This is a genomic window from Niveispirillum lacus (assembly GCF_002251795.1).
Lineage (GTDB): Bacteria > Pseudomonadota > Alphaproteobacteria > Azospirillales > Azospirillaceae > Niveispirillum > Niveispirillum lacus.
Genome location: NZ_NOXU01000025.1, coordinates 144778 through 156628 on the forward strand (window position 1 = coordinate 144778; position 11851 = coordinate 156628).

Genomic DNA, 11851 nt, shown 5'->3' on the forward strand with positions numbered 1-11851 from the left:
CAACGATCATGAACAGTTCGGTGGGCAACCCACCCTGGCTGCACCCTAAGCCGGCGCGATAGGGGGCGCTTTGCGATAGATCAAATGACGGTAGGATGATTGGTCGCAGGATAAAGCGACGCACGGCAGCGCCCGGCCCCAAGTTTGCGCAGGCTACCGGACCGGCGCGGCAGACCACGGGGTAGTTCGCGTCTTTCGGTCGCATTAGACATTGCTGAAAGAAGATCAATCGCCATGATCACCAGCACTGCCTTGTTATTGGGCAATGACTGCCCTCAAGACGTGCATCGTCCGCATGAAATCGCGGCAATTAAGGGAAACACACGGCAGCAGTCACTATCCAGAAGTATATCGTATAATTTTTTGTCATATTTCACTGCACATCACCGGGTCTCCGGTGATAGTTTCAGGTCACTGATTGATATGGCTTGGGTTTGTTTTTGTTGCCGACCGAACAAGGGGCATAACAGGCCGGCTATATCCAATAAACTGCAATCATACGTCATGAACCGTGAGCTGCATGCCAAAGCAACTGACACTGCCCATCTCCAACGATCCGGGTAACGTAATCGACCACGACGCGTCACCGGAAACCATCATCGAACTGGCAAAGGAAGTCGCCGAAGTGTCGGCGGTGCGCACCAGTGCCATTGGCGATATCACCCGGCGGACCAAGATCCTGGCGCTCAATGCCAAGATAGAGGCCGCGCGCGCCGGCATTCATGGTGCTGGCTTCGGTGTGGTCGCGGCGGAGGTGCAAAACATCTCTTCTGAGATTGACCTTGCCGCGAACCGTATGCGTGATGAAATCGTCGGCAGCGCCACCCGTTTGCACCAGTTGGGGCAGGGGCTGGTCGGGTCCATGCGTGGACAGCGTCTAGCAGACCTTGCACTGAACATGATCGATATCATCGACCGCAACCTTTATGAACGATCCTGTGATGTGCGGTGGTGGGCGACCGACAGCGCCGTCGTGGATGCGTTAGAACATCCCGGTACCGTAACGGCTGACCATGCCGGTCAACGGATGGGCACCATCCTGAAATCCTACACGGTCTATCTCGACATCTGGATCGCCGATGCACAGGGGAAGGTGATCGCCAATGGCCGTGCCGACCGGTACCCTGTCGCAGGTCGATCAGTCGCCCAGGAAAGCTGGTTCCGCGATGCCATGGCGACACGCGATGGCACGGAATTCAGCGTCGCTGATGTCGCTCCGCATGACGGGCTGAACGGTCAGCCGGTGGCCATCTATGCCACGGCCATCCGGGCGGGCGGGGCCGAAAACGGGGCGCCCCTGGGGGTGCTGGGCATCTTCTTTGATTGGGCACCACAGGCCGGGGCGGTGGTAAAATCGGTCCGCCTGACAGAAGAGGAACGGTTGGAAAACCGGACCAAATGCCTGATCGTCGACAGCAATTTCCGTGTAATCGCGGCCAGCGACGAACGGTATCTGATGATTGGCCGTTACCCGTTGCAGACCGGTGGCAAGGATATGGGTTATTATCAGGCCGGTGACGGTACCCTGGTAGCCTTTGCCCTGACCCCTGGCTATGAGACCTACAAGGGGCTGGGCTGGTACGGATTGATCCTGCAACGCCCACCAGAGGTTGAAGCTGCGTGGAATGCGCGGCACGGTCACGCCTGACCCGGTTTGGACTGGCATTTTTAGACTTGGCACCGGCCATGCCCGCATCGGATAGAATGGGCACCTCCTGTCCATTCTATCTTCGGTCCCTGATGCCCTGCGCTGCCGAGCACCCCTCCTTGACCTGGATCGTCGTTCTGAACTGGAACGGGGCGGAAGATACGATCGGCTGCATCGACGCGGTGCGGACCTTGACAGGTGGGCGCTGGCGACTGGCCGTCTGCGACAATGCCTCTGGCGATGATTCGGTACCTCGCCTGCGGGCGGCATTGAGGGAGCGCTTTGGCGACCGGTTTGCCGAGCTGGCGGAAGCTGATGTAGCCACCACGACCCCACAGCATGACGTCTACCTGATCCGCAATGCCGGTAATTACGGTTATGCCGGCGGCAATAATGTTGGCCTGCGGCTGGCGATGCGTGATCCGGACATGGGGTTCGCGTGGATCTTGAATAATGACACGCTGCCGCAGCCGGGCGCCCTGGCGGCATTGCTGGGCCATGCAGCCGACCATCCGCAGCAAGGCATGATCGGCTCCACCCTGCTTTACGCCCATCAGCCCGACCTGATCCAGGGGGCGGGGGGCGCCCGCTATAATCGCTGGACCGGTCTTGTGCAGCATTTGGGGTGGAATCGCTCACGCACGGAAGCCGCAACCTTTGCTAACGCCCCCCTGGATTACATCATCGGGGCCGCCATGTTCATCCGGCGCGCCTGGCTGGAACAGATCGGCCTGATGGATGACAGTTTTTTCCTTTACTTCGAGGAAATTGACTATTGTCGGCGCGGTCGCCACCGGTTCGATCTGGGCTATGCCCCGGACAGTCTGGTGCTGCACAAGGAAGGCGGCACAACGGGCGGGCATCGCGACCAGATTAGCTGGCTGGCTGATTTCTATAATCTGCGCAATCGGCTGCGGATCACTTGGCGGCATTTCCCGTATGCCATGCCGACCATTATTGCTGGCCTGTGTGTGACGGCGCTGAACCGGCTACGCCGGGGTCAAGCAGACCGACTGCCCATGCTCTGGCGTATTCTCTGGCGGTTTCAGACCATCCGGTTCGAGGATGTACGGCGGCCGGGTTGAGCCCTGCTGTTGCCTGTCCGGGTCGGACAGTGCATAAAGCGGCCAGTCTCACTTCCGTACCCTGGGGCGAGGGGGCGGGCGGTGTGATGCCAATGCCCTTCCTTTGCCCCCTTCGCCGGATAGAATCCCATGCAAGTGACCAGATACGATATCGACGGCCTCGCCCTGCTGAAGCCGGCCCGGTTCGGTGACCATCGTGGTTATTTCGCCGAAACATACAGCCGCCGCCGCTTTAAGGAGATGGTCGGCGTGGATGTGGATTTTGTGCAGGACAACCATTCCCTCTCGCGGGATGTCGGCACGCTGCGCGGCCTACATTTTCAGCGTCCGCCAACCGCACAGGGCAAGCTGGTGCGGGTGGTGCGCGGGGCGGTTCTGGATGTCGCTGTCGATATGCGTCGCGCTTCCGCCACCTTCGGCCGGCATGTCGCTGTGGAGCTAACCGCCGAAGGGGGCGAACAATTGTGGATACCAGCGGGCTTTGCACACGCCTTCTGCACGCTGGTTCCGGATACGGAATTTGTCTACAAGGTGACTGACTATTACAGCCCCGCCGATGATGGCGGCATCATCTGGAACGATCCCGATCTAGGGATCGCTTGGCCCTTCCCGGCGGACAAGCTGATCCTGTCCGACAAGGACAGCAAACTGCCACGCCTGCGCGATCTGCCGCCGATTTTCTGAACCCGCTGACAAGAGTCCTGGAATGACCATGCTTTCCCCCAAAATGATCCTTGTCACCGGGGGCGCCGGCTTCATCGGTTCCGCCTTCATCCGCCATGCGGTGGGCGAAAAGGGCTGCGCCGTCGTCAATATCGACAAGCTGACCTATGCGGCCAATCTGGAGAATGTGCGGATAGTGCAAAACAGCCCGCTCTATCATTTCGAGCAGGCTGATATCTGCGACCGCCCCGCCATTGACGCAATTTTCGATAAGTATCAACCCGACGCCATCGTGCATCTGGCCGCCGAAAGCCATGTCGACCGCTCCATCGACGGTCCAGACGCCTTTATCCAGACCAATGTCGTGGGTACAGGCGTGCTGCTGTCGGCAGCACGCGACTATTGGCAGGGCCTGGACGGACAGAAGAAGGGCGATTTCCGCTTCCACCATGTCTCAACAGATGAGGTGTTCGGGTCGCTGGGCGATGAAGGGTTCTTTACCGAGACCACACCTTATGCTCCGCGTTCACCCTACTCGGCGTCCAAGGCATCCAGCGATCATCTGGTCGATGCTTGGCACCATACCTATGGGCTGCCTGTCGTCCTGACCAATTGTTCCAACAATTACGGGCCGTTCCACTTCCCGGAAAAGCTGATCCCGCTGGTCATCCTGAACGCCCTGGAGCGTCGGCCGCTGCCTGTCTATGGCAAGGGCGACAATGTCCGTGACTGGCTTTATGTCGAGGATCACGCCCGCGCTTTGTGGGAGGTGCTGACGCGCGGGCCGGTGGGTGAACGGTTCAATATCGGCGGCAATAATGAAAAGACCAATCTGGAGGTCGTGGAGCGTATCTGCGACATCCTGGATGACCTGCGTCCCGATGGAGAACCACGCCGCACGCTGATCACCTTCGTTAAGGACCGTCCCGGACACGACCATCGATATGCCATCGATGCCACCAAGATTCGGCAGCAGCTCGGCTGGGAACCGCAGGAAAGTTTTGAAACCGGCCTGGAGAGGACGGTTCGCTGGTATCTGGACAATGAATGGTGGTGGGCTCCCTTGCGGGAAGAAGCCCACAAGCGCCGCGGAGAGGGTAAAAAGAATGGCTAACCGCAAGGGCATCATCCTGGCTGGCGGCTCCGGTACCCGGCTTTATCCCATCACCATGGGTGTGTCGAAGCAACTGCTGCCGGTCTACGACAAGCCGATGATCTATTATCCGCTGTCGGCCCTGATGATGGCGGGCATTACCGATATCCTGGTGATCAGCACGCCCCACGACCTGCCGCAATTCAGCCATCTGTTAGGCGATGGCAGCCAGTGGGGCCTGAACCTGTCTTATGCGGTGCAGCCCAGCCCCGACGGGCTGGCCCAGGCTTTCATCATCGGGCGGGGGTTTGTCGGCAATGACCCGGCCGCCCTGGTGTTGGGTGACAATATTTTCTACGGCGACGGGTTCGAAAAACTGCTGGCCAACGCCCATGGCCGCGACAGCGGTGCCACCGTCTTCGCCTATCATGTCAACGACCCGGAACGATACGGCGTGGTCAGTTTCGACGGTGACGGCAATGCCCTCAGCATCGAAGAAAAGCCCAAGGCGCCGAAATCGAACTATGCCGTTACCGGCCTCTATTTCTACGACAATTCGGTTCTGGACATCGCCGCCACCATTAAGCCTTCGCCGCGTGGCGAGCTTGAAATCACCGACGTCAACAATGTCTACCTGCAACGGAACAAGCTGCGGGTCGAACGGATGGGCCGGGGCTATGCCTGGCTGGACACGGGTACGCATGACAGCTTGGTGGAGGCCACGCATTTTGTGCAGACAGTGGAGCGCCGTCAGGGTCTGAAGATCGCCTGCCCAGAAGAGATCGCGTTCCGTCGCGGCCTGATCACCGCGGACCAGGTGGAAAAGCTGGCCAAGCCGTTGCTGAAAAATGAATACGGCCAGTATCTGATCAAGATCCTGGCCGAAGCACGAGCCTGATCATCGGCTGCAACAACGGGAACATGCGATGAAGGTCCTGGTATTCGGCCGTGGGGGCCAATTAGCACTCGCCCTGCGCGATCAAGGCAGCGCCGCCGGTCATGACGTCACCTGCCTGGGTCGGGAGAGCCTGTCCATCGCCGATGGTTCGGCGGTTGCCAACGCGGTGCGTCGCTCCACACCCGACCTGATCGTCAATGCTGCCGCCTATACGGCGGTGGACAAGGCAGAGAGCGATGCGACGGAAGCCTTTGCCGTCAACCGTGACGGCACGCGCCACATCGCGGCGGCGGCGCGTGATGGCGATATTCCCTTCATCCATGTCTCCACGGACTATGTTTTCGCCGGCGACGGTGACCGGCCGTGGCGGGAGAATGATGTTACCGGCCCGTTGGGTGTATATGGTGCCTCCAAACTGGCGGGTGAGCAGGCCATGGCTGAACTGGGCCCCGCGCGGAATGCCATCCTGCGCACGTCCTGGGTGTTCAGCCCCTATGGCGCCAATTTTGTGCGGACTATGCTGCGTCTGGGTGCCGACCGCCCGGAATTGCGGGTTGTAGCCGACCAGCATGGGCGGCCGACCGCCGCACATGACATTGCCGATGCCATCTTGCTGTTGGCGCCCTTGGTGGCGAATGGCATGGCTCAGGGCCTCTACCATTTCGGGGGTGCTGAACCGACCACCTGGCATGGTTTTGCCCAGGCGGTTTTCGCCAGTGCCGCCCGGCATGGGCGGCCCGTTCCTATCGTACATCCGATCACCACCGCGGACTATCCAACCCCGGCCCGGCGTCCGGCCAATTCTGTTCTGGCTTGCGACCGCTATCTGGCTCTGCCCGGTGCCACCCTACCCGACTGGCGGGTGGGGCTGAACCGAGCGGTTGATACGCTGCTGGCGGCGGGCTGACCTTTGCACCCGCCTATCACCTTCAGCCATGACATCTTCACCTCCCAGATGGTGGGCGGCATCTCGCGTTATTTCTGCGAACTGGCCCTGGCCTTGTCCGATGGCGGCGAGGTGGTGGAAATCGTGGCCGGACGGCACCGCAATCATCACCTGAAAACCCTGGAGAGCACCAGCGCCGCAAAGGAACGGGGTTTGGTACGGGGCCGGTACGAACCGCCCATCCGACTGCCTGCCCAGTTGTTACGACTACGGAATGAAGCATGGGCAACGGCGCGGACCCGCACCGACGGCATCTTCCACCGCACATATTATCCTTTGCTCGACCTGGTTCCTGGCCGCCGCCCCCTGATCACCACTGTCCATGACATGGTGTGGGAGATGTTCCCTGGTGAGGCGCGCTCCTTTGCCATCAACAGCCGGCTCAAGCGGCGGGCTGTCGACCGTGCCGACCTGATCATTGCCCCAACCGAGGCAACCAAACGGGACCTTTGCCGCCTCTGGTCCTTACCGCCCGACCGGGTGCACGTGGTCAATCATGGTTTCACCGCCCCCGCGCTGCCGCCCGATGATGGTCAGCATCTGCTGGACGGCAAACCCTATATCCTGTTCGTGGGTCGGCGGGGGGGATACAAGAACTTCGCCCGTTTCGTACAAGGCTATGCCCGTAGCGTGTTGCCCGCGCGCGGTGTGCATCTGCTCTGTTTTGGGGGGGGAGATTTCTCGCCGGCGGACCATGCGCTGCTGGCCGCGGCGGGCATCACGGATCATGTCACCTGGATGGGCGGCGACGATGCCACCATGATGCGGGCCTATCGTGATGCAGAACTGTTCATCTATCCGTCACGCTGTGAGGGCTTCGGTCTCCCCGTACTGGAAGCAATGGCTGTCGGATGCCCGGTCGCCATCGCAAAGGAGGCTGAGGCGCTGGTGGAGGTGGCGGGCGATGCCGCTCTGACCTATGACGCCAGCGACATAGATGCCACGGTGCATCTGCTGGATACGCATGTCGGGGACGAGAGCGGGCGGGCGGCGCTGGCCGCACACGGCCGCGCGCGCATCGGTCAGTTCGGCTGGGAGCGCTGTGCGGCGGAAACGGCCGCGCTTTATGCCTTGTTGGCATGATGGACAGGCGGCTTCATTGATCGTAGGGTCGCGCCGAACAGTCAACCGGCGTCATTCGAGGACCGGAGGGAAACAAGTGACGATGCAGGCCCAGACCAGCCCCCAGGCCACCGATGCGGAAGTGATCTATATTGGCGACATCGTTATCTTTTTCCTGCGCCGCTGGACCGTGTTCCTGGCCGCCATCCTGCTGGCCGTGGGCGCCGCACTGCTTTACCTGTTCCTGACAACACCACTTTACAAAGCGTCCGCCACCGTAGGCCCGCCGACCTCTTCCAACAATTCATCGAAGGCTGGCGGCTTGGCCGCCCTGCCCTTTGGCCTCGGGTCTGCACTGGGTGATGGCGGTGGGTCCACCCTGCACAAGCAGTTTTTGCAGACGCTCAAATCCTATGATGTCGCCGCCAAACTGGCAGCCGACAAGGAGATGGTGCAGCGCCTGCTCGAACCCAAGGAGGGGGAGGCTGTTACGCCCAGCAAGATTTCCGAACGGCTGGACTCCCTGATGGTGGTAAACAAGCTGCGCAACGCGCCGTTGGAAGACACGACCTTCACGGAAATCACCTTGCTGCACGCCGACCCGGCCTTCGCGCAGAAGGTGCTGAATCAGGTTTTCGACCTGTCAGACACGATAATCCGTCGGCAGGTCCGGGAATCGAAAACTGCCCAGCGTGAGGTGCTGCTACGCTCCTTGGAACAGACCAGCAATTCTTACCAGCGTGACGCGTTGGTGAAGAACCTGCTGGAGGTCGAACATGAGTTGATGACCAGCCAGACGGATGAGCCTTTTTCCTATCGGATCATCGAAAGCATGCATGCCGGCGACCGCCCAGCGTCCCCGCGACGGCTGCTGACCCTGGCCGGTTCGATGGTGGTCGGCGGCATATTGGGGTTCCTGGTGGTCTGTGTGATGTTGTTCAACACCTACCGTCGCAATCGGGGCCGGATCGTTTGATATCAGCCCTCGGGTGTTTCGGCTTCACAACGCCGATGTCAGGCGTCACTGACCCTGGCCGCCACTGGGACAACCGCCGCCCCGTCTAGCGGCGAAGCCCTTCGGCCAAGGCCATCATCAGGGCGCCGACCCCCTTGGGATCATTAGACACCATCGGTTCGGACAGATAATAATCATAGCTGCCGTCGCGGTACGGGGCGTTACCCAGCCCCGCCACACCGCAGATACCGCCCAGTTCCGTTTCGGTCAGAAAATCCCGGATCACGGTACGCAATGCCGCCTCGCCCGCGCGCCCATGGTCAGCCGGCAGCAAGCCTAACCGTGACCCGGCCATCAGGGCATAGGCGATCATCAGACTGGCAGAGGTTTCTTCGTAATTCCCCCGCTCTCCGCCACGGTCAAGCACCTGCCACCACAGGCCGCGGGCACTGCGCACCGCCATCAAGGCGATGGCCGCATCCTGGAACATGGCGATCAGCGCAGCGCGACCGGGCCCGTCGAACGGCGCGGCCAGTTCGATGCAATCCACCATGGCCATCATGAACCAGCCCATGGCCCGGCCCCAGAAACAAGCGGAACAGCCCGTCACCGGGTCGGCCCAGAGTTCCTGACGGCTTTCATCCCAGCCATGGTAATAAAGTCCCGTGCGCGGGTCGCGCATGATGTCCCGCACCTGGGTAAACTGATGGACAACATCCTCCCAGGCATCGCGGTCGCCGGTCGCTACCGCCTGTGCCGTAATCAACGGCTGCGCCATGTACAGCCCATCCAGCCAGACCTGCCAGGGATAGATCTGCTTATGCCAGTAATTGCCGGATCGGGTCCGCGGATGGGTCCGAAGCTGTGCGATCTGGGTTTCGATGGCCCGTCGGAACCGTTCTTCGCCCGTACGGTCATAAAGCGGGAAGAAGACCTTGGCCGGCTTCACGTTGTCGATGTTATATTCGGTCGGATCGAACCCTTCGATGCTGCCATCCTCATCGACCCGTGCCCCCACCTTATCATGCACGAAGTCGGAAAATTCTGACCGGCCCGTCGCGTCGGCAAGGTCAAGGCAGCCCTTGAAGACACAGCCATCTTCATAATTCCAGGTCGGCTTGAAGAAAACCCATTCCGACAGGTAATAGCGCAGGAACGGCAGGACCTGCGGTCCGAAATGGCGAAAATCATGCATGATGGGTTTGGCACCAGGGACAGGTGAACCGGCGGCAATCTTCATTGATACGCCAACCGGAAACCGGTGTCATCATCAACAATCGGACGAGGGGGATCATCGGCGGATCACCCTTTGCAAGATGCTATTGATCTCTCGTTCCATGGCCAGCCCCGCCTCCTCCGGCGTCAGCATGCCATATCCAAGTTTCTCCAATATGTCATTGAACCCATCACGCACCCTTGCATGTTCATAATATCCAGACAGGACAATGCCGCGCGGCAGGCTTTCGATCTGTCGCTGGCCCTCAAGGGCCAACCCTGTCAACTGCCCATCCTCTTCCAGGATACGGCGGGCCGCCGCGCTGGCCGGCACCCCACGCCGGGCGCCCAGGGTCCGCACACCATCAGGATCATTCAGCAGAAACTGCAAGAGCAGCGCCGCCTCACGCGGGTGATCCGTATGACGGTTGATGGAATACAACATGGCTGGCTTGTACAGCAGGCCCGGATCAGTCGCACCGGGCAGAAGCGGATAGGGCGCCAGCACCATTTTCTGACCTGGCTCCAACGTCTCCACATATTTGCCGACAGAACTGGTCCATTGATAGATGCCGGCATAACGACCGGTGATCCAGGGCCGAGTCTCCTGCAACTGTACATGCCCGAAACTGGCCCGCTCGCGTGCTGACGGCACCACATGATTGTCAACCCACTGCTGGTACAGCCGCGCCGCTTCGATCAGCAGGTTGCGATCCGGCACAAGGCGCTTGGCGTCCTCGTCAATGAATTCCTGCTGGGTCTTCTGGCTCATCCAACTGTATAGCAGGGCCACCGTGTCCTGGAAGTTCATGTCCAGCGGGTAATAGTCCGGGCCTAACCGATCCCGGAAAATCGGCCCTGCCGCCATCAGCGTATCCCAACTGTCTGGTACGGCCAAACCCGCCTTGGCGAAGGTGGTCTTGTTAAACCAGAACAGCCGCGCCGTCATGTTGGGCGGCAGACCGTTCAGTTTGCCGCGTACCGACGACATGGAAATGGCGTCATGGTCGAACTGGGTCAGGTCAATGATGTCTGCCTGCTGTTGCAGGTTCAGGAACCCTTCCCCGTCGCGGGAAAACAGTTTGAGCCAATTCCAGTTGACGGTCATCACATCGGGTGCGGTGCCTCCGGCGATCTGGGTGGTCAACCGCTCCAGATGCCCGACCCAGCCCGTATATTCCGCCGTCACCTTGATATGGGGATATCGTGCCTCGAACAGTTCCAAGGCGCGCAGATGCGCCCGGTGGACGTCATTGCCACCCCACCAGGACATGCGCAGATGTACCGGCGCCCGCGCCACTGCGAGCGGCACGGGCAACAGCAGGCCGGCAGCCAGAAGAAGCCGTCTGGCGATGATCATCGCAAAGGCCCTCCCTTTGGCCAGATCGTTGCCCCCTTTGGTAACCGATTTCCTGGATGGGGAAAACCCGGTCCAGGGCCTGACCCATCGCCGGCACCGCGATTACGCCGTGGCGTAACGGCGGGCAACCAGCGCCGCCAGATCGGCATGGGCGGCGCTGCGTTCCTGCGCATTGGCAGTATCATTCTGGTAATAGCTGGTCAGCAACAGGGGTCCACCGGCGGGGGGCCACAGGATGGCGATGTCATTATTCATGGCACCATAGGACCCCGTCTTGTCACCGATACGCCACCCGCGCGGCAGTCCGGCCCGCAGGCGGGTGTCACCCGTCCGGTTGTCGATCATCCAGTCGGTCAGACGCTGACGAGAGTCCGGGTTCAAGACAGAGCCCATCAAAAGCGTGCGCAGCAGGCTGAGCATGGATAGCGGTGTGGTCGTGTCCCGCTCTTCCCCCGTCGGGACGAGGTTCATGTCGGGTTCGATCCGGTCGATGCGCGTCACCCGATCACCAATCTGGCGCAGGAAAGCGGTCAAGGCCGCAGGCCCACCGCTTTCCCGCATCAGGACATTCGCACCAGTATTGTCCGACTGAATCATGATCGCCTCGCACAGCGCGTCGATGCGCAAGCCCTGGCCGACATGCGGCTCAGTCAGGGGGGACCAGGAAACCAACTCATGTTTGTCAAACAACACCTTTCGGTCCAGTTGTTCAACACCCGCATCAACCCGTGACAAAATGAAGGCCGCCAGGAGAAACTTGAACGTGCTGCACAGGGCAAACCGCTCATTACCCCGCCATTGGGCGGCGGCGCCGGTCTGCATGTCCAGCATCGCCACACCCAGCCGCCCGCCGCGCACTCGTTCCAATTTGCCGATAGCTGAGCTTATATCTTCCAGCGGCGGGACATTAGGGCCCGCCCATCCGG

The 11851-nt window shown here is 60.7% G+C and carries 11 protein-coding genes; 8 read left to right on the forward strand and 3 right to left on the reverse strand.

Going from position 1 to position 11851, the window contains the following annotated elements:
* Window positions 1–520: 520 nt before the first annotated feature.
* The 8 genes from CHU95_RS07720 (at window position 521) to CHU95_RS07755 (ending at window position 8371) form a co-directional block, all read left to right on the forward strand.
* The gene (locus CHU95_RS07720; RefSeq protein WP_094455387.1) at window positions 521–1648 is read left to right on the forward strand and encodes a methyl-accepting chemotaxis protein; all 1128 of its coding nucleotides are present in this window, start codon (window positions 521–523) and stop codon (window positions 1646–1648) included.
* Between the two features lie 119 nt (window positions 1649–1767).
* Complete coding sequence (locus CHU95_RS07725) at window positions 1768–2733, forward strand: glycosyltransferase family 2 protein (RefSeq protein ID WP_165772079.1); 966 nt, start codon at window positions 1768–1770, stop codon at window positions 2731–2733.
* 129 nt (window positions 2734–2862) lie between these two features.
* Entirely contained in the window at window positions 2863–3417 is a 555-nt protein-coding gene (gene rfbC / locus CHU95_RS07730) for a dTDP-4-dehydrorhamnose 3,5-epimerase (protein ID WP_094455391.1), read from the forward strand.
* Window positions 3418–3445: 28 nt separating this feature from the next.
* Window positions 3446–4510: a dTDP-glucose 4,6-dehydratase gene (gene rfbB / locus CHU95_RS07735; RefSeq protein WP_094455481.1), complete on the forward strand. Its 1065-nt coding sequence runs from the start codon at window positions 3446–3448 to the stop codon at window positions 4508–4510.
* Window positions 4503–5387 carry a glucose-1-phosphate thymidylyltransferase RfbA gene (gene rfbA / locus CHU95_RS07740; protein WP_094455393.1) on the forward strand — a complete coding sequence of 295 codons (885 nt, stop codon included), beginning with the start codon at window positions 4503–4505 and terminating at the stop codon, window positions 5385–5387. The genes rfbB and rfbA overlap by 8 nt, the downstream gene beginning before the upstream one ends.
* Window positions 5388–5415: 28 nt before the next feature.
* The gene (gene rfbD / locus CHU95_RS07745; RefSeq protein WP_094455395.1) at window positions 5416–6294 is read left to right on the forward strand and encodes a dTDP-4-dehydrorhamnose reductase; all 879 of its coding nucleotides are present in this window, start codon (window positions 5416–5418) and stop codon (window positions 6292–6294) included.
* A gap of 3 nt (window positions 6295–6297) precedes the next feature.
* Entirely contained in the window at window positions 6298–7416 is a 1119-nt protein-coding gene (locus CHU95_RS07750; protein WP_094455397.1) for a glycosyltransferase family 4 protein, read from the forward strand.
* 82 nt (window positions 7417–7498) lie between these two features.
* Entirely contained in the window at window positions 7499–8371 is an 873-nt protein-coding gene (locus tag CHU95_RS07755) for a Wzz/FepE/Etk N-terminal domain-containing protein (protein ID WP_245838033.1), read from the forward strand.
* A gap of 85 nt (window positions 8372–8456) precedes the next feature.
* Here CHU95_RS07755 and CHU95_RS07760 read toward each other — a convergent pair whose 3' ends face one another.
* From CHU95_RS07760 to bla, 3 genes are all read right to left on the reverse strand, one after another.
* Window positions 8457–9545: a glycoside hydrolase family 88/105 protein gene (locus tag CHU95_RS07760; RefSeq protein ID WP_165772081.1), complete on the reverse strand. Its 1089-nt coding sequence runs from the start codon at window positions 9543–9545 to the stop codon at window positions 8457–8459.
* A gap of 96 nt (window positions 9546–9641) precedes the next feature.
* The gene (locus CHU95_RS07765) at window positions 9642–10925 is read right to left on the reverse strand and encodes an ABC transporter substrate-binding protein (RefSeq protein ID WP_094455403.1); all 1284 of its coding nucleotides are present in this window, start codon (window positions 10923–10925) and stop codon (window positions 9642–9644) included.
* Window positions 10926–11027: 102 nt separating this feature from the next.
* Window positions 11028–11792, reverse strand: coding sequence for a class A beta-lactamase (gene bla, locus CHU95_RS07770; protein WP_207762417.1), 765 nt, complete (start codon window positions 11790–11792; stop codon window positions 11028–11030).
* Between the last annotated feature and the right edge of the window lie 59 nt (window positions 11793–11851).

Excerpts from the sequence above, each read along its gene's own strand:
- CHU95_RS07720 (WP_094455387.1), top strand. The coding sequence starts at position 521 with ATGCCAAAGCAACTGACACTGCCCATCTCCAACGATCCGGGTAACGTA.
- rfbC (WP_094455391.1), top strand. The coding sequence starts at position 2,863 with ATGCAAGTGACCAGATACGATATCGACGGCCTCGCCCTGCTGAAGCCG.
- rfbB (WP_094455481.1), top strand. The coding sequence starts at position 3,446 with ATGCTTTCCCCCAAAATGATCCTTGTCACCGGGGGCGCCGGCTTCATC.
- rfbA (WP_094455393.1), top strand. The coding sequence starts at position 4,503 with ATGGCTAACCGCAAGGGCATCATCCTGGCTGGCGGCTCCGGTACCCGG.
- rfbD (WP_094455395.1), top strand. The coding sequence starts at position 5,416 with ATGAAGGTCCTGGTATTCGGCCGTGGGGGCCAATTAGCACTCGCCCTG.
- CHU95_RS07755 (WP_245838033.1), top strand. The coding sequence starts at position 7,499 with ATGCAGGCCCAGACCAGCCCCCAGGCCACCGATGCGGAAGTGATCTAT.
- CHU95_RS07760 (WP_165772081.1), bottom strand. The coding sequence starts at position 9,545 with ATGCATGATTTTCGCCATTTCGGACCGCAGGTCCTGCCGTTCCTGCGC.
- CHU95_RS07765 (WP_094455403.1), bottom strand. The coding sequence starts at position 10,925 with ATGATCATCGCCAGACGGCTTCTTCTGGCTGCCGGCCTGCTGTTGCCC.